The organism is Agrobacterium sp. M50-1, assembly GCF_049843495.1.
Lineage (GTDB): Bacteria > Pseudomonadota > Alphaproteobacteria > Rhizobiales > Rhizobiaceae > Agrobacterium > Agrobacterium radiobacter.
Genome location: NZ_JBBHZH010000001.1, coordinates 207,514 through 228,542, shown reverse-complemented (window position 1 = coordinate 228,542; position 21,029 = coordinate 207,514). Strand labels below are relative to the sequence as shown.

Annotated in this window: 18 protein-coding genes; 11 read left to right on the top strand and 7 right to left on the bottom strand. The window is 59.6% G+C overall.

Going from position 1 to position 21,029, the window contains the following annotated elements; translation table 11 throughout:
* From WDZ78_RS00965 to WDZ78_RS00940, 6 genes are all read right to left on the bottom strand, one after another.
* Window positions 1-801, bottom strand: a complete 801-nt coding sequence (locus WDZ78_RS00965) for an amino acid ABC transporter ATP-binding protein (protein WP_020011912.1) — start codon at window positions 799-801, stop codon at window positions 1-3.
* 12 nt (window positions 802-813) lie between these two features.
* A complete protein-coding gene (locus WDZ78_RS00960) occupies window positions 814-1,596 on the bottom strand; it encodes an amino acid ABC transporter permease (RefSeq protein ID WP_020011911.1) in 783 nt (260 codons plus the stop codon).
* A complete protein-coding gene (locus WDZ78_RS00955; protein WP_003510310.1) occupies window positions 1,593-2,336 on the bottom strand; it encodes an amino acid ABC transporter permease in 744 nt (247 codons plus the stop codon). Before WDZ78_RS00955 ends, WDZ78_RS00960 begins: the two co-directional genes overlap by 4 nt.
* Window positions 2,337-2,599: 263 nt before the next feature.
* The gene (locus WDZ78_RS00950; RefSeq protein ID WP_003510308.1) at window positions 2,600-3,439 is read right to left on the bottom strand and encodes a transporter substrate-binding domain-containing protein; all 840 of its coding nucleotides are present in this window, start codon (window positions 3,437-3,439) and stop codon (window positions 2,600-2,602) included.
* Window positions 3,440-3,844: 405 nt separating this feature from the next.
* Complete coding sequence (locus tag WDZ78_RS00945; protein WP_003510306.1) at window positions 3,845-6,133, bottom strand: NADP-dependent malic enzyme; 2,289 nt, start codon at window positions 6,131-6,133, stop codon at window positions 3,845-3,847.
* A gap of 159 nt (window positions 6,134-6,292) precedes the next feature.
* Window positions 6,293-7,267: a LysR family transcriptional regulator gene (locus WDZ78_RS00940; RefSeq protein WP_425672056.1), complete on the bottom strand. Its 975-nt coding sequence runs from the start codon at window positions 7,265-7,267 to the stop codon at window positions 6,293-6,295.
* A 325-nt stretch (window positions 7,268-7,592) separates the two neighbouring features.
* Here WDZ78_RS00940 and WDZ78_RS00935 point away from each other — a divergent pair, with 325 nt between their 5' ends.
* Window positions 7,593-10,022 carry a glucose/quinate/shikimate family membrane-bound PQQ-dependent dehydrogenase gene (locus WDZ78_RS00935; RefSeq protein WP_425672055.1) on the top strand — a complete coding sequence of 810 codons (2,430 nt, stop codon included), beginning with the start codon at window positions 7,593-7,595 and terminating at the stop codon, window positions 10,020-10,022.
* Window positions 10,023-10,302: 280 nt separating this feature from the next.
* Complete coding sequence (locus tag WDZ78_RS00930) at window positions 10,303-11,733, top strand: mannose-1-phosphate guanylyltransferase/mannose-6-phosphate isomerase (RefSeq protein WP_209692043.1); 1,431 nt, start codon at window positions 10,303-10,305, stop codon at window positions 11,731-11,733.
* Window positions 11,734-11,797: 64 nt separating this feature from the next.
* Here the strand turns inward: WDZ78_RS00930 and WDZ78_RS00925 are convergent, their stop codons facing one another.
* Window positions 11,798-12,520 (bottom strand): CPBP family glutamic-type intramembrane protease, encoded by a 723-nt coding sequence (locus tag WDZ78_RS00925; RefSeq protein ID WP_020011907.1) that lies wholly within the window; start codon window positions 12,518-12,520, stop codon window positions 11,798-11,800.
* A 222-nt stretch (window positions 12,521-12,742) separates the two neighbouring features.
* Here WDZ78_RS00925 and WDZ78_RS00920 point away from each other — a divergent pair, with 222 nt between their 5' ends.
* From WDZ78_RS00920 to queE, 9 genes are all read left to right on the top strand, one after another.
* Window positions 12,743-13,975, top strand: a complete 1,233-nt coding sequence (locus tag WDZ78_RS00920) for an ABC transporter substrate-binding protein (protein WP_026363975.1) — start codon at window positions 12,743-12,745, stop codon at window positions 13,973-13,975.
* Window positions 13,976-14,118: 143 nt separating this feature from the next.
* Complete coding sequence (locus WDZ78_RS00915) at window positions 14,119-15,021, top strand: carbohydrate ABC transporter permease (protein ID WP_020011905.1); 903 nt, start codon at window positions 14,119-14,121, stop codon at window positions 15,019-15,021.
* Window positions 15,014-15,955, top strand: coding sequence for a carbohydrate ABC transporter permease (locus WDZ78_RS00910; protein ID WP_026363974.1), 942 nt, complete (start codon window positions 15,014-15,016; stop codon window positions 15,953-15,955). Before WDZ78_RS00915 ends, WDZ78_RS00910 begins: the two co-directional genes overlap by 8 nt.
* Before the next feature lie 5 nt (window positions 15,956-15,960).
* On the top strand, window positions 15,961-17,049 hold the full coding sequence (locus WDZ78_RS00905; protein WP_425672054.1) for an ABC transporter ATP-binding protein: 1,089 nt from the start codon (window positions 15,961-15,963) through the stop codon (window positions 17,047-17,049).
* A 60-nt stretch (window positions 17,050-17,109) separates the two neighbouring features.
* The gene (locus WDZ78_RS00900) at window positions 17,110-17,874 is read left to right on the top strand and encodes a sugar phosphate isomerase/epimerase family protein (RefSeq protein WP_026363973.1); all 765 of its coding nucleotides are present in this window, start codon (window positions 17,110-17,112) and stop codon (window positions 17,872-17,874) included.
* A gap of 24 nt (window positions 17,875-17,898) precedes the next feature.
* Window positions 17,899-19,032, top strand: a complete 1,134-nt coding sequence (locus WDZ78_RS00895) for a Gfo/Idh/MocA family protein (protein WP_425672053.1) — start codon at window positions 17,899-17,901, stop codon at window positions 19,030-19,032.
* A 170-nt stretch (window positions 19,033-19,202) separates the two neighbouring features.
* Window positions 19,203-19,913: a 7-cyano-7-deazaguanine synthase QueC gene (queC, locus tag WDZ78_RS00890; protein WP_035220981.1), complete on the top strand. Its 711-nt coding sequence runs from the start codon at window positions 19,203-19,205 to the stop codon at window positions 19,911-19,913.
* Window positions 19,913-20,269: a 6-carboxytetrahydropterin synthase QueD gene (queD, locus tag WDZ78_RS00885; protein ID WP_425672052.1), complete on the top strand. Its 357-nt coding sequence runs from the start codon at window positions 19,913-19,915 to the stop codon at window positions 20,267-20,269. Before queC ends, queD begins: the two co-directional genes overlap by 1 nt.
* Entirely contained in the window at window positions 20,266-21,021 is a 756-nt protein-coding gene (gene queE / locus WDZ78_RS00880) for a 7-carboxy-7-deazaguanine synthase QueE (RefSeq protein WP_425672051.1), read from the top strand. The genes queD and queE overlap by 4 nt, the downstream gene beginning before the upstream one ends.
* Window positions 21,022-21,029 lie beyond the last annotated feature (8 nt).

The following is a 21,029-nucleotide window of genomic DNA, read 5'->3' as shown; positions in this document are numbered from 1 at the left end:
TCAGATCCCTTCGCCGTCAGCGACCCGCGCCACCTGTCCTCCGAGACCCTTGACGAAGGCATTGATGCGCGGATTGGTCGACCTGTAGAAGATGTGCTCCGGCGTGCCCTGATCGACGATCAGGCCGTTTTCGGTGAAGACGATATTATCACTGATTTCCTCGGCAAAACGCATTTCGTGGGTGACGAGAATGCTGGTCATGCCGTCATTGACGAGATCACGAATGACGGCGAGCACCTCGCCCACGGTTTCCGGGTCGAGCGCGGAGGTGACCTCATCGAAGAGCACCAGTTCCGGCCGCATCGCCAGCGCCCGGGCAATGGCCACGCGCTGCTGCTGGCCGCCGGAAAGCTGGCCGGGATAGGCATCGACTTTCTGGGAGAGGCGTACTTTTTCCAGCAGTTCACGGGCGTGGCGTTCTGCTTCCGCCTTCGGCGTGCCGAGGATTTTGATCGGCGCAATGGTGATGTTTTCCATGACCGTCAGATGCGGGAAGAGGTTGAACTGCTGGAAGACGATGCCGATGCGCTTGCGTAGTGCGATACGCTCCGCTTCGGTCTTCAACAGGTCTACGCGGGTGCCGCCGACGGTGATCTTGCCGGATTGCGGGATGAGCAGGCCGTTGATGCAGCGCAGTATGGTGGATTTTCCGGAGCCGGAAGGGCCGATGATGGAGACGGCGTCGCCCTTGTTGACCGTAAGATCGATGCCCTTCAGAACCTGATTGTCGCCGAAGGACAGGTGTATGCCTTCCAGTTCGACCAGAGCTTTTGCGGCGGTTTGTGGTGCGGGTGCGGACATGGCTTGTTCCAATCAGCGGGAAGCGAAGCGCCGCTCGAGGCGCTGCGTGAAACGGGAGACGGGATAGCAGAACAGGAAGAACGCCATCAGGACAGTGAGATAGACCACGACGGTGAAATCGTTGCGCTGCACGGCGGTGCTGGCGTCTGTCGCGGCATGCAGAAGCTCATGCACGCCAACCAGCGAGGCAAGCGCGGTGCCCATTGTGATGGAGGCATAGAGGTTCATCCATGGCGGCAGCGAGCGCTTCACGCATTGCGGCAGGATGATCCAGCGCAGCGTCTGATTGCGCGAAAAACCAAGGCCCTGCGCGGCCTCCCATTGCGCGGTGGGGATGGACTGGATGGCGCCGCGGGTGATTTCGGCGATATGGGCGCTGGCCGGAATGGCGAGACCGACGACGGCCTTGATCCAGTCCGGGAAGGGAATGTAGTTGCCGAAAGCGACGATCTCGAAGGGGAAGATGTAGGTCGCGGCAAAGATCAGCACCAGATGCGGGGCGTTGCGGAATATCTGCACATAGGTGAGCGCCGGCGCCCGCACGAGACGGTAGGGCGCAAGCTCCATGATGCCAAGGAGAACGCCGATGAAGGTGCCGATGGCGATCGCCAGGATGCTGATCAGCACATTCATGGCGAAACCCTTGGCCAGATAGGGCAGCCATTGCAGCAGCACCTGGCCGAGCGAGGGATCGAGGATCAGCCACAGGATGATGGCAATCAGCACGCCGAGCAGCAGAATGGTGCCGAAGGGCGGCTTCCTTACCGCCTGTGTTGGAGAAACCACCGCACTCATTGACCAAACCCCGGAACAGCAAGACGCCGTTCAAGCCACAGACCGGCCCTTGCGACGATGAAATTGATGACGCTGAAGAAGATGAGGATGACGATCATCAGTTCGACCACATTGTCGCGCTGCGTCCAGATCAGGATCGAGGCATAGGTGATTTCACCCACCGCAATGGCCGAGCCGACCGTAGTGAGCTTCACCAGATTGACGAGGTTATTGATGATGGAGGGCAGCGCCGTGCGGATCGCCAGCGGAAACTCCACATAGCGTAAAATCTCAAAGGAGCTGAAACCGATCGCGCGAGCCGCCTCGATGGTGGTTGCAGGCACCGCCTCGATGCCGCCGCGCAAGGCTTCCGCGTGGAAAGCGGCAATGTGCAGGCCGGTAATGGCGACGACCCAGAAGAAGGGTGTCAGCGGATTGTTCTGTGCGCCGCCGAGTACGTTGGAAATGAGCATGTTAAGCACAAGAAAGCCGCACATCAGCTGCACCAGCGTCGGTGTGTTGCGCGTCAGTTCCACATAGGCGCGGACGGGGCCGGCGAGCCAGGTTTTGCCCGATGTCAGCATGGCTGCGAAAATGAAACCGAAGACGAGGCTGAGCGGCAAGGTGACGGCGACGAGGATCAACGTCATCTTCATGCCGTCGAGCCAGATCTGAACCTCGTAACCGCTGTTCAGAAAGTCATAGTTAAGGCCGAGATGCGCGGCCAGTTCTATGAAGCGCGCTGTAAATGAATCCTGCATCGGAAATCCATGCTGTTATTGCGGGTGCCGCCAGGCGGGCGGCGCCAGAATGGCCTGCCTTGTTATAAAGCAGAAAAGAACGGCAGGCGAAACCGGCCGTTTCTGATGGTTGGGGGAAATCGCGATGATAGCCGCCGCCCTTCCGCCATGCCGGTCCCCGGAACAAGCCCGGGGATGATCCGGCATCCAGCCGCGGCACATCTGCGCCGCAAAGGAGACCCGCGCGATCAAGGACTTGATCGCGCTGGGGGTTGCCCCGGTCCTTATTGCGCGGCGGAAAGCTTCTTTTTCTGCTCTTCCATATAACCGATGCTGGGCAGACGGTTGGCCTTGGCGAATTCGATCATCTTGCCGGAAGCGTGCAGCTCCTTGACGATCTTGTCGAGGGCGGCCTGCGTGTCGGCCTCGCCCTTGCGCAGCCAGATCACGGAATCGGAAGGGATAAGGTCGGTCGGGATCAGGATGCCGTAATCTTTCCACTCGTCGGCGCGGTCCTGAAGCATCAGGCTCAGCGTGCCGTTGACGTGCACGGAAACATCGCAATTGCCGCCCTTCAACGCCAGAAGCGATTCCGGCTGGCTCGGCAGCGCCTTCACCTGTGCGCCATATTGTTCGATCAGCGGCTGGGTGTAGTTGGAGCCTTGCGAAACGCAGGCGATCTTGCCCTTCAGGTCCGGCCAGTCCTTGATGCCACTGTCCTTGCGGCCGATGGCGGCGCCACCCTGGCGGTCATAGGGGGTGGGCACATAATCGAGCGTTTTGGCGCGCTCTTCCGTGTACTGCATGTTGGCGATCAGAATATCGACCTTGCCCTGCTGCAGGAACTGCACGCGGTTTGGCGGCGTCACGGTCTCAGTCACCAGCTCGACGCCGAGACCGGCTGCGAGCGCCTTGGCGACGTCGATGTTGAGACCCTTCTGCTCCTGCGTCTTCGGATCGATAAAGCCGAAAGGCGCGCCGGAGAGAATGACACCGACGGTGAGCTTGCCGCGGCCCTTGATCCGGTCGAGCGTTGCATCCGCGTGGGCTGCGGTTGCCATCGAAGCGATGACAACGGTTCCGGCGATGAGTTTTGCAGCAAATCTGGAGAAAGAGAGGGCCATGGGTATTTCCTTTTGATTGTAGGTGGAAACTACATGAGGCACCCGCCAAGAGCGAGAATTGGCATTGCGCAAAAAATACTATGAATAAAATTGGGTTCCAATAAATCTTTTAGGAAGAAAAATTATCCTAATAATTTGAGATCGTAGAATCTTGTTCTTTGCTTCCGCTATTTTATGTCTGGCCGTGAGGGCGGGAGGATAATCCAGACGCCGTCTGTGGGCCAAATGGCCACAGGGAGAGCGAGCAAATGCCGCTTGTTTCTTCTCCCCGCCGGCGAGAAGTCCGCGGCAGCGGGATGAGGGGGGCAAGCTCTCGGTTTATCGCTAACGCCGCCCCTCATCCGACCCTTCGGGCCACCTTCTCCCCCTCGGGGAGAAGAAACGTGCTGAACGTCCCGGCCCGTCTCAACGACCGGCGTTATAGGCCGCGATTGCCGCCATATTGACGATATCGCTGTCCTTCGCGCCCATCGAGGTGATCTGCACCGACTTGTCGAGGCCGACGAGAAGCGGGCCGATGACGGTCGCGCCGCCCAGTTCCTGCAGCATCTTGGTGGAGATGGAGGCGGAATGGATGGCGGGCATGACCAGCACATTGGCCGGGCCGGAAAGGCGCGCGAAAGGATACTGGCTCTGCATGCGGTGATGGTTGAGCGCCACATCGGCCGACATCTCGCCATCGACCTCGAAATTGACATTGCGCTTGTCGAGGATTTTCACGGCCTCACGCACCTTGTCTGAGCGTTCGCCGGTCGGCTGGCCGAAGGTGGAATAGGCAAGCATGGCAACGCGCGGCTCGTAGCCGAAACGGCGCGCAAGGTGGGCTGCTTCTTCGGCGATGTCGGCAAGGTCCTCCGCATTCGGCATGTCATGCACGGCGGTATCGGCCACGAAGACGGTGCGGTTGCGCGAAACGACAAGCGAAACGCCGATGACGCGGTGGCCGGGCTTGGTGTTGATGCAGCGGCGGATATCCTCGAGCGCCGTCGAATAATTGCGGGTAACGCCCGTCACTACCGCGTCCGCATCACCCATCGCCACCATGCAGGCCGCGAAATGGTTGCGGTCGTTGTGGACCAGGCGCTGCACGTCACGCAGCAGGAAACCGCCGCGCTGCAGACGCGCATAGAGATAATCGACATAGGCATCGACCCGGCTGGAAAGGCGGGCGTTGGTGATCTCGATATTGGCGCGGTCGAGATCGATGCCGGCGCGCTCCGCATTGGCCTTGATGATATCGTCACGGCCGAGCAGGATGGCGGTGCCGAGGCCCTGCGCAGTGAAGGAAATCGCCGCGCGCATGACCTGTTCTTCTTCGGCTTCCGCAAAAACGACCCGTTTCGGAGAGCGGCGCACGCGCTCGTAAAGGCGCTGCGTGGTCGATGCCATCGGGTCGCGGCGGGCGGAAAGCTCGCGGGCATAGGCGTCGAGATCGGGCAGTTCCCGGCGGGCGACGCCGGTTTCAATGGCAGCCTTGGCGACAGCCACCGGAATGGCCGAGATCAGACGCGGATCGAAGGGAACCGGAATGATGTATTGCGATCCGAAGCGGGGGCGGTTGCCCTGATAGGCGGCGGCCACATCGTCAGGCACATCTTCGCGGGCGAGGTCCGCCAGCGCCTGTGCGGCAGCGATCTTCATCGCGTCGTTGATCTGGCTGGCGCGAACATCGAGCGCACCGCGGAAGATATAGGGGAAGCCGAGGACATTGTTGACCTGGTTCGGGTAATCCGAACGGCCCGTCGCCATGATGGCGTCGTCGCGAATGCGTGAGACTTCCTCGGGGGTGATTTCGGGATCCGGATTGGCCATGGCGAAAATGATCGGTTTCGGCGCCATGGAGCGGATCATCTCTTCGCTGAAAGCGCCCTTCTGCGACAGGCCGAACACCACATCCGCACCCTTCATGGCTTCGGCCAGCGTGCGGTTGCTGGTTTTTACCGCGTGGGCGGATTTCCACTGGTTCATGCCTTCGGTGCGGCCTTGGTAGATCACGCCCTTGGTGTCGCAGAGCGTGATGTTTTCAGGGTTGAAACCCATGGCCTTGATGAGGTCCATGCAGGCGATGGCGGCAGCACCGGCACCGTTGCAGACGAGTTTCGTCGTCTTGAAGTCGCGGCCGGTCAGTTCGATGGCGTTGATGAGGCCGGCGGCGGCGATGATGGCGGTGCCGTGCTGGTCGTCATGGAAAACGGGAATGTCCATCAGCTCGCGCAGGCGGCTTTCGATGATAAAACATTCCGGCGCCTTGATGTCTTCCAGATTGATGCCGCCGAAGGAGGGGCCGAGGTAACGCACGCAATTGATGAATTCGTCGGCGTCTTCGGTATCGACCTCAAGATCGATGGAGTCGACATCGGCGAAGCGCTTGAACAGCACCGACTTGCCTTCCATGACCGGCTTGGAGGCGAGCGCGCCGAGATTGCCGAGACCGAGGATGGCGGTGCCGTTGGAAATGACCGCCACCATGTTGCCGCGCGTGGTATAGTCGTAAGCGGTCGCCGGATTTTCGGCGATGGCTTTTACCGGCACGGCCACGCCAGGCGAATAGGCAAGCGACAGATCCCGCTGCGTCGCCATCGGTTTGGTCGGGGTGATTTCCAGTTTCCCGGGTCTGCCTTCCGCGTGGAAATCCAGGGCTTCCTGATCCGTAACCGATGTTCTTGTGCTGGCGGGTTTCGTCGTGTCGGACATGGGCTGAGCGTGCTTTCCTGTCAATATCAGTGTAAAAATATCAGCCGTTGTTATTGTATTTTTCGCGCGCCTGCCAAGCCTTGAATGTTGTTCAGTGCAGCAAATTTAAGCGTGATGAAATTTGTGGCCGATTCAATCGATTAATTCCTGTCTTTCGTGTCAGAGGCTTGGCCGATAGGCTTGACGAGCCATGTTCACGAAGGCTTCGACATGCAGGGCGAGGGCGCCACGCCTGACGACCAGCACACAATCGGACCACGCGTCCGCGCTTTCCAGTGGCACGCCGGCAATGCCCCTTGCGGAACGTACGGTGGTTTCCGGCAGGATGGAAATGCCCGCCCCCGCCTCCACGAGCGCGAGGATCGTATTGACGTTGGCGATGCGCATGCCGATTTCCGGCGCGCAGCCTGCATCCTCAAAAAGCGAAAGCGCGCTGCTGCTGAGACCAAGGCCAATTTCGTCAACCGGCAGCAGCAGTTTTTCGCGCACGATATCGCCGACCGAAATCCGCGAGCGGTTGGCGAGTGCGTGCCGTTCCGGCAAGGCGACGCAGAGTTTCGAGCGATCGAAGGGCATGGCGCGCAAGGTCTGCGGCAGCGAGGGAAGGGGCGCGCGAATGAAGGCAATATCGGTCTTGCGGGTCGCCACCTGCTCGATCAGTTGTTCCATCGTCATGCCGGGCAACAGTTCAAGCGTCACATCAGGGTGTTCATCGCCATAGCGGGTAATCAGCGCCGGCAGTTTGCGTTCCGCCATGACACTGGTGCCGTAACCGATGCGCAGCGTACCGAGCTGGCCACGCCTGATCTGCTGCGCCTTTTCCAGCGCGCCTTTGGTGCGGGCAAGGATTTCTTCCGCCTCGATGAGCATGGATTGGCCGGCCGGCGTGAGTTCCACACCGCGATTGATGCGGTGAAAAAGCTTGAAGCCCAGATTCTCCTCCAGCTGCCGGATGCGCTGGGTCACGGCAGGCTGGGCGATGCCAAGCTGCAGGGCGGCGGCGCGAAAGTTTCTGGCCTTTGCGGCTTCCACGAATATTGTGAGTTGGCGAATATCCATCGGCGGACAGGTCTTTGTGTTGTCGGACTTGGTGTGATATAAGTATAGCTTATCAAAATTGCCCGTCTTGCGCATTGTCATCTTGTCGCAGGCGACGTTATACCGCAGCCAGTGTTTCGGTCGTCTTTGCCGCTTATGCGGGCATTGGCGATGCGAGCCGGGGAGGATTTGTTCAAGCACCTTGTCCGCCGTCCATGGGGCCGGCGGTTACCTGCAGTGAATGGGTCAAAATGACAGTCACGACGGAAGTCTTCCCCACTATTGTTCCCCGTTCAGCCGCGCCGCCTCGGGCGCACCTTCGCCTGGCCGCAATGGCCGCGGACTGTCCCGGCTTTACCGGGCGCTGAACGATCATCGGGCTTCAGCCTTTTTGGCGGCTCTTCTAACCGGACATTCTTTCATGGGTAATCCAGCAACTTCATTATCGCTCCCAGCCAGATTATGGCTGTTGGTGCTCGGCGCGGTCATCATAGCCGCAGGCCTGTTCTTCGCCATTGGCGGCGGCCAGCTCGCGGCACTCGGCGGCAGCCTTTACTTCATTGCGGCGGGTATCGCGCTGATAGTCTCCGGTCTGCTCATCCTGTTGCGCAAGCCTGCGGGCGCGCTTCTCTTCGGTCTCGTCGTCGTCCTCACCGGCGTCTGGGCGGTGTGGGAAGCCGGATTGCACTTCTGGCCGCTTATTTCCCGCCTTCTGGCGATAGGTGTCGGCGCCGCTGTCGTTGCGCTCTCCTATCCCCTCTTGCGCCGTGCCGCAGGCAAGACCCCGGCATATGGCACTTCTTTCGCCATTGCCGCCATTCTCGCCATCGCTTCCGGTGCCGGTTTTGCTGGCATGTTCGTGCCGCATCCGACCGTCGCCTTCAATGGTGAGGCGGCCGCGCTGACGCCGGTAACCCCGGAAACCGAGCAGAAGAACTGGGAGCATTACGGCAATACATCCGGCGGCAGCCGCTTTGTCGCGCTCGACGAAATCACCCGTGACAACGTCAAGAACCTCGAAGTCGCATGGACTTACCATACCGGTGACACCCCGATCAGCCCCGGCGCGAATGGTGCGGAAGATCAGGAAACGCCGCTGCAGGTTGGCGACACCGTGTTCCTTTGCACGCCGCACAATAATGTCATCGCTCTCGATGCCGATACCGGCGCTGAGAAATGGAAGACGGAAATCAATGCGAAATCCTCCGTCTGGATGCGCTGCCGCGGTCTTGCCTATTTCGACGCCAAGGCGCCGCTGAAGCAACCGACCGCACCAGGTTCCACGCCGGTTACCCCGGCAATCGTGGCTGAAGGCGCGCTTTGCCAGCGCCGTATTCTGATGAACACCATCAATGCGGAACTGATTGCGCTTGATGCCGACACCGGCGCGTTCTGCCCTGACTTCGGCACCAATGGCCGTGTCGATCTGAAGATCGGTCTCGGCGATGCGCCGGACCCGCAATATGTGCTGACCTCCGCGCCTACACTGGCGGGAACGACCGTCGTTGTCGGCGGTCGTATCGCCGACAACGTACAGGTGGACATGCCCGGCGGTGTGATGCGCGGTTTCGATGTGGTGACCGGCGCGCTCCGCTGGGCCTTCGATCCCGGCAACCCTGACATCACCGGACTGCCGCCCGAAGGGCAGACCTACACACGCTCCACGCCCAACGTCTGGGCATCCATGTCCTACGATCCGGAGCTGAACACCGTCTTCATGCCGGTCGGCAGCCCTTCGGTGGATTTGTATGGCGCGACGCGCACGCCGCTCGACCATAAATATGGCGCTTCGATGCTGGCGCTCGATGCCACCACCGGTCGGGAAAAGTGGGTCTATCAGACAGTTCATAACGACCTCTGGGACTTCGATGTCCCGATGCAGCCAAGCTTCATCGATTTCCCGAAAGCGGATGGAACGACTGTTCCGGCATTGGTCTTCGGCACCAAGGCGGCGCAGATCTATGTTCTCGACCGGGCGACCGGCCAGCCGCTGACCAAAGTTGAAGAAGTTCCGGTCAAGCCCGCCAATATTCCGAACGAGCGCTATGCGCCGACACAGCCGCGCTCGGTCGGCATGCCTGAGATCGGCGCGCAGACCCTGACGGAAGCGGATATGTGGGGCGCCACCCCGTTCGACCAGCTTCTTTGCCGTATTGCCTTCAAGGGCATGCGCTACGAAGGGCTTTATACGGCGCCGGGTACGGACCTTTCCTTGTCATTCCCGGGTTCGCTCGGCGGCATGAACTGGGGCGGTCTTTCGACTGACCCGACGACGAACACCATTTTCGTCAATGACATGCGCCTCGGCCTCTGGATTCAGATGAAGGAAGCCGCACCCACCAAGGCAACGGCAAGCGGCGGCGAAAGCGTCAATACCGGCATGGGCCTCGTGCCTATGAAGGGTACGCCCTATGCCGTCGACAAGAACCGTTTCCTTTCGGCTCTCGGCATTCCCTGCCAGGCTCCGCCCTATGGGACGATGACCGCGATCGACATGAAGACACAGAAGATCAAGTGGCAGGTGCCTGTTGGTACCGTCGAGGACACCGGGCCGCTCGGCATCAAGATGGGTCTGCCGATCCCGATCGGCATGCCGACGCTCGGCGGCACGCTCGCCACGCAGGGCGGTCTCGTCTTCATCGCCGGCACGCAGGATTATTATCTGCGCGCCTTCGATACGGCGACCGGCAAGGAAGTCTGGAAGGCCCGCCTTCCGGTCGGCAGCCAGGGCGGTCCGATGAGCTACAAGTCTCCGAAGACCGGCAAGCAATATGTGGTTATCTCGGCCGGCGGCGCACGCCAGTCGCCTGATCGTGGCGACTATGTAATCGCCTATGCATTGCCGGATTGATTCTGGTTTGATCATTCTGAAAAAAGGAACCCCGGGACGTTATCCCGGGGTTTTTCTTTTCCGTGAGCCGGCGTGAGCAGCCATTCCGTGCGGAACCTCACTCTCCCTCCTGCGTTAGGAAAACGGGGCCTGCCGGCAAATTCGCCGCCATTCACCAAGCTTTCACAAGGCGAATTTATGAGCTTGCGCTTATCCGCCCGTGAACCGATGATGGCGGTATTTCGAAATATGTATATTGTCCGGCGCGCCGGGAAATTTTTAGAGTTGGAAAGGTTTTATTGTGAAGGAACAATCTCGAAAGATCACGCCGGTTCTTCTTGCTGGCGGTGCTGGTTCCCGGCTTTGGCCGGTATCGCGCGATCAGTTGCCCAAGCAGTTCCAGCCGCTGGTCGGCAATCTTTCGACCTATCAGCAGACGCTGCAGCGGGTGGGCGACAAGAGCCTTTATGCCGAACCGCTTGTGATCACCAACGAAGATTTCCGTTTCTTCGCGCGCCGCCAGGCGGAAGAGATCGATCTGCCGGCAACGGTAGTGCTGGAGCCCGCCCGCCGCGACAGCGCCGCCGCGATGGCCGCCGCCGCGGTGCTGGCCGAGCGCCGCGAGCCCGGATGCCTGGTGCTGGCGCTTGCCGCCGACCATGTGGTGCTCGATGCCCACAAGTTTTCGGATGCCGTGAAGCTCGGCGCAAAAGCCGCCGATCAGGGCAATATCGTCGTCTTCGGCCTCGTGCCGACCGAGCCGCGTACCTCCTACGGTTACATCAAGCCGGGCGAGGCGATCGACGGCGAGGAAGACCTCAGCACCGTGGATGCCTTTGTGGAGAAGCCGGATGTGAAGACGGCGATCTCCTATCTGGAAAAAGGTTATCTCTGGAATTCCGGCAACTTCCTGTTCCGTTCCGATGTGATGATCGCCGAGCTGAAGGCCTTCGCGCCGGAAATCCTGGCGGCGGTGACGCAGGCCGTCGAGCAATATGAGAGCGACCTCGGTTTCGTGCGCCTGCATCAGGAAAGCTTCGAGGCTTCGCCGAAAAACTCCATCGACTATGCGGTGATCGAGAAGACCAAACGCATGGCGGTGGTGCACGGCCATTTCCGCTGGTCGGATATTGGCAGCTGGGATGCGATCTGGGAGATTGCCGACAAACGCGGCAATGACAACGCACTGGAAGGCAACGGCGTCTTCATCGATTCCGAAGGCTGCCTCATCCACTCCACGCAATTGCTGACGACGGTGGTGGGTGCAAAGGACATGGTGGTGGTGGCCACCAAGGATGCGGTTCTGGTGGTGCCGAAAAACCGGGTGCAGGATGTGAAGGGGCTGGTAGAAAAGCTGAAGGACAGCGAACACGCGCCACAGACGCAGACCCACAAGCGCGTCTACCGCCCCTGGGGTTATATCGAACATATGTATGTGGACGAGCGCTACCGGGTGGGCCACATCACGGTCGATCCCGGCCACCGCATCTCGTTCCAGAAACATTACCACCGCTCGGAACACTGGATCGTCGTGAAGGGAACCGCGACGGTGACGATCGGCGAAGAAACCCGGCTGCTGACGGAAAACCAGTCGGTTTATATCCCGATCGGTCAGCCGCACCGGCTTGCCAATGAGGGGCAGATACCGCTCGAGCTGGTCGAAATCCAGACCGGAGCCTATATCGGCGAGGATGATGTCATCCGCATCGAGGATGATTACAAGAGGCAATAGAGCTGTTGCCAATGCCGAGGGAACATAAGGCGAGGCGGACATAGGTCCGCTTCGCTTTTTTGGTTCAAGCGGCCAGCGCGTTCACGCAATGGGCAAAGCCGTGGGACAGCATCGCCGCTTCCAGTCCCCGACGCCAGAATAGCCACCCGAAGATGAGGCCGGGAACGAAATTGCCGAGCAGCACCGCAAGGACGAGCGCCGGTTGAGGCTGAGCAGCGATCGTGAACAGAAAAGGCAGGTGGCCCGCGGCAAAGAGAGCTGCGGCGATTGCGATGGCTGCCCACACTGTGGATGGTCCAATCTGTCCGCTTCCCGTCATGCGCCAGAGGGCCCATGCAAAAAACGACATCAGGCCCCACCGGGTCAGCAGCTCTTCCGTGATGCCGCCATATAAAATCCGGGTCGCCAGCGGGACATCAAATCTGGTCATTTTTGCCAGGGTTGCCGCATCCGTGACCAGGGGCAGGATCACCGAGGAATAGATGATCATCAACACGGCGACGGCAATGCCCGCCGCAAGCGCAGGCGGCACCTGTCTTCGCAGCACTGCGCGCGCGCTGTCACCATTCAGCAGGCTATCGATCAACGGGGCGCCAAGCCCGAGTTTCACGGCCAGAGCCTGACCGGTCGCCACCGCCGCAAGGGTCAGGATTGCGGGCTGGACGAGGATCAGCAGACGCATCGCCAATGAAACCTGCTGTCCCGGGATGAGCTGCTCAAACGTTGCCAGTAAAAGCGATGCGACACCGGTCAATCCGATGATCAAAAGAATATGCCAGCGTTTCATGGTCTCTTTCGCCTGTTTTCCTCACCATGGGGTTTGTAAATGACCGGCATTGCGTGTGGATTACGCGGTCCAATCCCCTGTGTCGCCTGGCTGTTCGGCATATTTACCGCCCGTTCGAAATGCCTCCTGACGGTGGTGGCGAGATTCGTATTTTAGGCGGTTGCCTAATCAAAAATCTTCGCATACGTTCCAACTGCAACGTTTCAGTGAGGGAGGAGACTCATGCGAATGCGTGTTATTTCTGCGGCTTTTCTGGCCAGCGTCATGATTCCGGCGGGTATCGCCGGGGCCACCGATCTTGAGGTGACCCATTGGTGGACATCGGGCGGCGAAGCCGCTGCCGTCGCCGAACTGGCCAAGGCTTTCGACGCGACCGGCAATAAATGGGTGGACGGCGCGATTGCCGGTTCGGGTGGTACAGCCCGGCCGATCATGATCAGCCGCATCACCGGCGGCGACCCGATGGGGGCCACCCAATTCAATCATGGCCGGCAGGCTGAAGAGCTTGTTCAGGCAGGTCTGATGCGCGATCTTTCCGATGTTGCCGCAAAGGGTAACTGGAAAGAGGTGATCAAGCCTGCAAGCCTGCTCGACAGCTGCACCATCGACGGCAAGATCTATTGTGCACCGGTCAATATCCATTCCTGGCAATGGCTGTGGCTTTCCAATGAAGCCTTCAAGAAGGCGGGCGTTGAAGTTCCGAAGAACTGGACGGAATTCGTCGCAGCCGCACCGGCGCTGAAAAAGGCCGGCATCCAGCCGCTCGCGCTGGGCGGCCAGGCATGGCAGGCGAACGGCTTGTTCGACACGCTGACGCTTTCGATCGGCGGCAAAGATCTTTATCAGAAGGTCTATGGCGACAAGGATGCCGAAGCGGCAGCCGGGCCTGAGATGGCCAAGATTTTCGCGGCTGCCGTCGAGGCGCGCGACATGGCCAAGGGCACCAATGTTCAGGACTGGAATCAGGCCACGAATATGGTGATAACGGGCAAGGCCGGCGGCCAGATCATGGGCGACTGGGCGCAGGGCGAATTCCAGCTCGCCAATCAGAAAGCCGGCACGGACTATTCCTGCCTTCCTGGTCTTGGTCTTAGTGAATACCTCACCACGGGTGGCGACGCCTTTTATTTCCCGGTTTTGAAGGACGAGGCGAAAACCAAGGCGCAGGACGTGCTTGCCGCAACCATTGTTGATCCGAAAACGCAGGTTGCCTTTAACCTGAAGAAAGGCTCGCTGCCGATCCGCGGCGATGTCGACCTCAATGCAGCCAATGACTGCATGAAAAAGGGTCTGGCAATTCTGGCCAAGGGCAATGCGCTGACCAGCACCGACCAGCTGATTTCTGCCGATACGCAGAAACAGAAGGAAGACCTGATGGCGGAGTTCTTCGCGGGCTCGATGTCGGCGGAAGACGGGCAGAAGCGCTTCGCGGACATTATCGGTTCGGCTGACTGATTGTAATCTCTCCGGATCGGGGAGCGGTTCACCGCTCCCCTTTCCAACGTCCGGCTTGCGCCAGAACAGTTGGCGCTGGCCGGGGTTTCACGCGGCGGGCTTTTTGCTCGGTCGTTGACTGTAACGTTACAGGAGGAGGTAACATGGCAGGTCAAACGCGCTCAGGGCGTCCCAACCAGCTTTTCCGCAATCTCAATTCCAAGATTGCCTCCATTCCCATGATCCTGACCGCCATGGTGATCTTTCTCGGCGGAACGATCTGGACGGTGATTTATTCCTTCACCAATTCCAAGCTTCTGCCGCGGGCGAGCTTCATCGGTTTTGACCAATATGAGCGGCTTTGGGCCGCGCCGCGCTGGATCGTGTCCATCCAGAATCTTGCGATATATGGCGTGCTGTCGCTGATCTTCAGTCTCGTCATCGGCTTCGTGCTGGCGGCGCTGATGGATCAGAAAATCCGGTTTGAAAACACCTTCCGCACGATATTTCTTTATCCCTTCGCCTTGTCCTTCATCGTCACCGGCCTCGTCTGGCAGTGGCTGCTGAACCCGGAATTCGGCATCCAGTCCGTGGTCCGCTCGATGGGTTGGGAAAGCTTCACCTTCGATCCGCTTTATAATTCCCAGATCGTCATTTACGGTATCCTGATTGCTGCGCTCTGGCAGGGCACGGGGCTTGTCATGTGCCTGATGCTGGCCGGTCTTCGCGGTATCGATGAGGACATCTGGAAGGCAACGCGCGTTGACGGCATTCCGATGTGGAAGACCTATATCCTCATCATCATTCCCATGATGCGTCCGGTCTTCATCACCACGCTCGTCATCATCGCCAGCGGCATCGTCAAGGTCTACGATCTGGTGGTGGCGCAGACCAGCGGCGGGCCGGGCATCGCCTCCGAAGTGCCGGCGAAATATGTCTATGACTACATGTTCCAGGCGCAAAATCTGGGGCAGGGCTTCGCAGCCTCGACTATGATGCTTCTGACCGTCGCCATCATTGTCATCCCATGGGCCTACCTCGAATTCGGAGGCAAGAAGCGTGGCTAATATCAGCACATTGAACACGGTTGTCGCCGCAAGCGATGCGGTTGCCCAGGACCTTTCCGGCCCGCGCGGCAAGAAACCGAGGAAAACCTTTTCCCGTCGCAACATCATTCTTTACGGCACGCTGTTCGTTGCCGCCGCCTATTATCTGCTGCCGCTTTACGTGATGGTCGTCACCTCGCTAAAGGGCATGCCGGAAATCCGGCTCGGCAACATTTTCGCACCGCCAGTGGAAATCACCTTTGAGCCCTGGGTGAAGGCCTGGGCCAATGCCTGCACGGGCTTGAATTGCGACGGCCTTTCACGCGGCTTCTGGAACTCGGTGCGCATCCTCGTGCCGTCGGTCGTCATCTCGATCATCGTCGCTTCCGTCAGCGGTTACGCCATCGCGAACTGGAAGTTCAAAGGGTCGGAACTGTTCTTCTCGATCCTCATCATCGGTGCCTTCATCCCCTATCAGGTGATGATCTATCCGATCGTCATCGTGCTGCGCGAAATGGGCGTTTACGGCACGCTGACCGGCCTCGTCATCGTGCATACCATCTTTGGCATGCCGATCCTGACGCTGCTGTTCCGCAATTATTTTGCGTCGCTGCCGGAGGAACTGTTCAAGGCGGCTCGTATCGATGGCGCCAATTTCTGGCAGATTTATTTCCGCATCATGCTGCCCATGTCACTGCCGATCTTCGTCGTGGCGATGATCCTGCAGGTGACCGGCATCTGGAACGACTTCCTGTTCGGCGTGGTGTTCACGCGGCCGGAATATTACCCGATGACCGTGCAGCTCAATAACATCGTCAACTCCGTGCAGGGCGTGAAGGAATACAACGTCAACATGGCCGCAACCCTTCTGACCGGGGCTGTGCCGCTGATCGTCTATTTCGTCTCCGGCAGGCTTTTCGTCCGCGGCATTGCTGCAGGCGCAGTAAAAGGTTGAGTTATATGAACAAAAGCGTTTCCATTCGCGATCTTTCCCTGTCCTTCGGCGCCGTCACCGTGCTGAAAGACCTCAATCTCGATATTTACGACGGCGAATTCCTCGTGTTGCTCGGCTCTTCCGGCTGCGGCAAGTCGACCCTTCTCAACTGCATTGCCGGGCTTCTGGAGCCGACCGACGGGCAAATCTTCATCAAGGACCGCAACGTCACCTGGGAAGAACCCAAGGATCGCGGCATCGGCATGGTGTTCCAGTCCTATGCGCTTTATCCGCAGATGACGGTGGAGAAAAACCTGTCCTTCGGCCTTCAGGTCGCCAAGGTACCGAAAGAGGAGATCGACCGGCGCGTGAAACGGGCGGCGGGCATCTTGCAGATCGAGCCGCTTTTGAAACGCAAGCCTGCCGAGCTTTCTGGCGGCCAGCGCCAGCGTGTGGCGATTGGCCGGGCGCTGGTGCGGGATGTGGATGTGTTCCTGTTCGATGAGCCGCTCTCCAACCTCGACGCCAAGCTGCGCTCGGAACTGCGCGTCGAAATCAAGCGGCTGCACCAGTCGCTGAAGAACACCATGATCTATGTGACGCACGACCAGATCGAGGCGCTGACGCTGGCGGATCGTATCGCCATCATGAAAAGCGGCGTCATCCAGCAGCTGGCCGATCCCGTCACCATCTACAACAAGCCGCGGAACCTCTTCGTCGCCGGCTTCATCGGTTCGCCCTCGATGAATTTCCTGCGTGGCGAATTGATCGAAAAAGACGGCAAGGTGGTTTTCACCACCAACGGCGTCAACTTTTCGCTGGACGGTTATCAGTCGGAGACGCCGCTTATCGCCGGCCGCGCGGTGGTTCTAGGCGTTCGCCCCGAACATGTGCGCGTCGATGCCGATATTGTTGGCGGTGAGGTGCACGAAGCGATCGTTGATATCGAGGAGCCGATGGGCGCCGACAATCTGATCTGGCTCAAACATGCCGGTCATACCCTGTCCGTGCGCGTTGGTGGCCACCGTCGGTTCTCTCCCGGCACGAAGGTCCGTCTCGGCCTAGACCTTACCATGGCCTCGCTGTTCGACGCGCAGAGCGAAGAGCGGCTTTAGGAAGGTCTCGTTTTACCCCCCAACACCATCCCAAGCACCCACATCTCTATGGAGGAGATAATGACAGAACTCGGTTTCCAGCTTTACAGCGCCCGCAATTTCCAGCCTTTTTCCGACATTCTGAAAAAGCTTTCGGCGGCGGGTTATAAACATGTCGAAGGTTATGGCGCGATGTATGCCTCGCTGGATGAAGCTGGTCTGAAAGGTCTGCGCGCCGAACTCGACGCCAACGGGCTGACCATGCCAACCGGCCATTTCGGTCTCGATCTTCTTGAGGGTGATCCGAAAAAGGCGCTGAACATCGCCAAGGTACTGGGCGTGGAGGCGATCTATTGCCCTTATCTGATGCCCGACCAGCGCCCGACAGATGTCGCAGGCTGGTTCGCCTTCGGCAAGCGCCTGCAGGAAGCCGGTAAGCCCTTCGTGGATGCCGGGCTGATCTTCGGCTGGCATAACCATGATTTCGAGTTCAAGACGCTTGACGATGGCTCGACGCCGCAGGAGCAGATTTTTGCCGGAGGCCCGGACCTGAAATGGGAAGCGGATATCGCCTGGATTATCAGGGGCAATGCCGATCCGCTCGCCTGGATCGAGAGCTACGGCAAGCGCATCACCGCCGTGCATGTCAAGGATATCGCGCCCGCGGGAGAGAATGCGGATGAGGATGGCTGGGCCGACGTCGGCCATGGTACAGTGGACTGGAAGGGCCTCGTTGCCGCGCTGAAGGCGAAATCCGCCACGAAACATTTCGTGGTCGAGCACGACAACCCGAAAGATATCGACCGGCTCATCACCCGCTCGATCGCATCGTTCAAAACCTATTGAGTTTCAATTTTTCGGAGTTTTATCATGGCCAGAGATCTTGGCGTCGGCATCATCGGATGCGGCAATATCTCGTCTGCTTATTTCTCGCTGGCGCCGCTCTTCAAGGGCATCAAGGTGCTTGCCTGCGCCGACCTCAACCGCAATGCGGCGGAGCTGAGGGCGGAAGAATTCGGCGTTGTCGCGCAGTCCATCGAGGAACTGCTCGCCAACAAGGACATCGACGTGGTGGTGAACCTCACCATTCCCGCCGCGCATTTTCCGGTGTCGAAAGCCGCACTTGAGGCGGGCAAGCACGTCTATTCGGAAAAGCCGTTGGTGCTTTCGCTGGAAGAGGGGGAAGAACTGCGCCGCATCGCCCGGGAGAAGAACCTTTCCGTTGGTTGCGCGCCGGACACCTTCCTCGGCGGCGCGCATCAGCTCGCCCGGCAATATATCGACGAGGGCAAGGTCGGGCGCATCACGTCAGGCACCTGCCATGTGATGAGCCCCGGCATGGAGATGTGGCACCCGAACCCGGGCTTCTTCTTCCTGAAGGGCGGTGGGCCGATCCTCGATCTTGGTCCCTATTATGTGGCGAACCTCATCAACCTCATCGGCCCGGTCAAGCGCGTCGGGGCATTGACCTCCATGGCCAATCCCACCCGCACGGTGACCAGCCAGCCGCTCAACGGCGAGGTCATCCCGGTTGAAACGCCGACCAACATCCATGCGCTGCTGGAATTCGTGAACGGAGCAACGATCACGCTTTCGGCTAGCTGGGACGTGTGGTCGCATCGCCACGCCAATATGGAGCTCTACGGCACGGAAGGCTCTATCTACGTGCCGGACCCCAACTTCTTCGGTGGTGTGGTGGAAGCGAGCGGGCGCGATAAGAATATCCAGCCGCTGGAAGACTGGGCGCATCCTTTCGGCATCGCCAACCAGGAAAGCCCGAACGGCCCGCGCGCCAATTACCGCACCGCAGGCCTTGCCGATATGGCGATTGCCATTCTGGAAGGCCGTGATGCCCGTTGCTCGCTGGATCGCTCCCTGCATGGCATCGACGTGATGACCTCCATCCTCAAATCCGGGGAAGAAGGGCGCTTCATCGAGATGACCACGACCTGCACTCAGCCGTTAGCGCTCGGCATTGAAGAGGCGCAGGCGCTGCTGCGTTGATGTGACGACCGATCAAACAGGCGGCGGAGGCGACTCCGCCGCTTTTTTGTTTCAGCGGCAACGGCGCGGCGGCGCTAATATCGTAAGCTCTTCACAATCCCTTCGCTTTGGTTTAAAGCCGCGCCGTATCCGGTCGCAGCCCACCCGGTCAAAACAAGGGATCCTAAATTATGAAAACCATCGTCATCTGCTCCGGCGGATTGGACTCCGTTTCGCTTGCGCATAAAATCGCAGCGGAGCATGAACTTCTCGCTCTCGTCTCCTTCGATTATGGCCAGCGCCACAAGAAGGAACTGGATTTCGCCGCCGATTGTGCGAAGCGTCTCGGCGTGCCGCATCATGTCATCGACATCAGAACCATCGGTGCGCATCTCACCGGCTCGGCGCTGACGGACGACATCGCGGTGCCGGATGGGCACTATGCGGAGGAGACCATGCGCTCCACCGTTGTGCCGAACCGCAACGCCATCATGCTTACCATCGCCTTCGGTCTGGCCGCAGCACAACAGGCGGATGCGGTGGCGATCGCCGTACATGGCGGCGACCATTTCATCTATCCCGATTGCCGGCCGGGCTTTATCGACAGTTTCAACGCCATGCAGGCGCACGCGCTGGAAGGTTATGCTGATGTCAAGCTTTTTGCGCCCTATGTCACGGTCTCCAAGGCGGCGATCGTCACCGACGGTGTGAAATACGGCACGCCCTTTGGGGAAACGTGGTCCTGTTACAAGGGCGGTTTGCGCCATTGCGGACGCTGCGGCACCTGCGTGGAACGGCGCGAGGCTTTTCATCTGGCCGGCGTTACCGACCCAACCGACTACGAAGACCCGGATTTTTGGGTAGCGGCGACCCATGCCTATGCGGCGCAGGAGGTGCGCTGATGTTCCGCATCACCAAGGAGTTTCACTTCTCCGCCTCGCACCAGCTGAAAAGCCTGCCGGCTGATCACCAATGCGCCCGTCTGCATGGGCATAATTACATTGTCGAGGTCGAACTATCGGGTGAAGAACTCAACGTTCATGGTTTCGTGCGCGACTATCACGAACTTTCACCACTGAAGCGCTATATCGACGATCATTTCGACCATCGCCATTTGAACGACGTTCTCGGCCATGACCGCGTGACGGCGGAATACCTGGCGAAGCACTTCTATGACTGGTGCAAGGATCGCCTGCCGGAAACCAGCGCCGTGCGGGTGAGTGAAACCGCCAAGACCTGGGCGGAATACCGGCCATGACGGCGGCTGCACAGAAAGTTGCAGCGAAGGAAACGGCAATCCGCATCAGCGAAATCTTCGGTCCGACCATTCAGGGCGAGGGGCCGCTGATTGGCCTGCCCACCGTTTTTGTGCGCACCGGCGGCTGTGATTACCGCTGTTCCTGGTGCGATACGCTGCATGCGGTCGACAGCGAGTACCGCGATACGTGGAAACCGATGCCTGTCGAGACGATCTGGCAGGAGGTGTGTCGGCTTTCCGGCGGCGTGCCGCTGACGGTGTCGCTCTCCGGAGGCAACCCCGCCATCCAGCCGCTCGGGGCTTTGATTGCGAAGGGTCAGGGCGAGGGCTATCGTTTCGCGCTGGAAACGCAGGGCAGCATCGCGAAAGACTGGTTCGCCGATCTCGACCATCTGGTGCTGAGCCCGAAACCGCCATCGAGCGGCATGGAAACAGACTGGCAGGCATTCGAGAACTGTCTTGCCACCGCCGGCGATGGACCGCAGGTGGCACTGAAAATCGTGGTTTTCGATGATGCGGATTATGCCTATGCCAAGACGGCATCCGCTCGCTTTCCGCATCTGCCGGTTTACCTCCAGCCCGGCAACCACACCCCGCCGCCGCCCGATGATGACGACGCCCGCGTGGATATCGATGGGGTCATGGACCGGATGTTGTGGCTGGTGGAGAAGGTCAGCGAAGACCGCTGGTTCTCCGCTCGCGTGCTGCCGCAACTGCATGTGCTGTTGTGGGGGAATAAGCGCGGCGTGTAGATTGTGCG

What these genes read in the sequence shown, in the direction of transcription:
- WDZ78_RS00965 (WP_020011912.1), bottom strand. Translation starts at nt 801, where the DNA reads ATGTCCGCACCCGCACCACAAACCGCCGCAAAAGCTCTGGTCGAACTG.
- WDZ78_RS00960 (WP_020011911.1), bottom strand. Translation starts at nt 1,596, where the DNA reads ATGAGTGCGGTGGTTTCTCCAACACAGGCGGTAAGGAAGCCGCCCTTC.
- WDZ78_RS00955 (WP_003510310.1), bottom strand. Translation starts at nt 2,336, where the DNA reads ATGCAGGATTCATTTACAGCGCGCTTCATAGAACTGGCCGCGCATCTC.
- WDZ78_RS00950 (WP_003510308.1), bottom strand. Translation starts at nt 3,439, where the DNA reads ATGGCCCTCTCTTTCTCCAGATTTGCTGCAAAACTCATCGCCGGAACC.
- WDZ78_RS00945 (WP_003510306.1), bottom strand. Translation starts at nt 6,133, where the DNA reads ATGTCCGACACGACGAAACCCGCCAGCACAAGAACATCGGTTACGGAT.
- WDZ78_RS00940 (WP_425672056.1), bottom strand. Translation starts at nt 7,267, where the DNA reads ATGCGCAAGACGGGCAATTTTGATAAGCTATACTTATATCACACCAAG.
- WDZ78_RS00935 (WP_425672055.1), top strand. Translation starts at nt 7,593, where the DNA reads ATGGGTAATCCAGCAACTTCATTATCGCTCCCAGCCAGATTATGGCTG.
- WDZ78_RS00925 (WP_020011907.1), bottom strand. Translation starts at nt 12,520, where the DNA reads ATGAAACGCTGGCATATTCTTTTGATCATCGGATTGACCGGTGTCGCA.
- WDZ78_RS00920 (WP_026363975.1), top strand. Translation starts at nt 12,743, where the DNA reads ATGCGAATGCGTGTTATTTCTGCGGCTTTTCTGGCCAGCGTCATGATT.
- WDZ78_RS00915 (WP_020011905.1), top strand. Translation starts at nt 14,119, where the DNA reads ATGGCAGGTCAAACGCGCTCAGGGCGTCCCAACCAGCTTTTCCGCAAT.
- WDZ78_RS00905 (WP_425672054.1), top strand. Translation starts at nt 15,961, where the DNA reads ATGAACAAAAGCGTTTCCATTCGCGATCTTTCCCTGTCCTTCGGCGCC.
- WDZ78_RS00900 (WP_026363973.1), top strand. Translation starts at nt 17,110, where the DNA reads ATGACAGAACTCGGTTTCCAGCTTTACAGCGCCCGCAATTTCCAGCCT.
- WDZ78_RS00895 (WP_425672053.1), top strand. Translation starts at nt 17,899, where the DNA reads ATGGCCAGAGATCTTGGCGTCGGCATCATCGGATGCGGCAATATCTCG.
- queC (WP_035220981.1), top strand. Translation starts at nt 19,203, where the DNA reads ATGAAAACCATCGTCATCTGCTCCGGCGGATTGGACTCCGTTTCGCTT.
- queD (WP_425672052.1), top strand. Translation starts at nt 19,913, where the DNA reads ATGTTCCGCATCACCAAGGAGTTTCACTTCTCCGCCTCGCACCAGCTG.
- queE (WP_425672051.1), top strand. Translation starts at nt 20,266, where the DNA reads ATGACGGCGGCTGCACAGAAAGTTGCAGCGAAGGAAACGGCAATCCGC.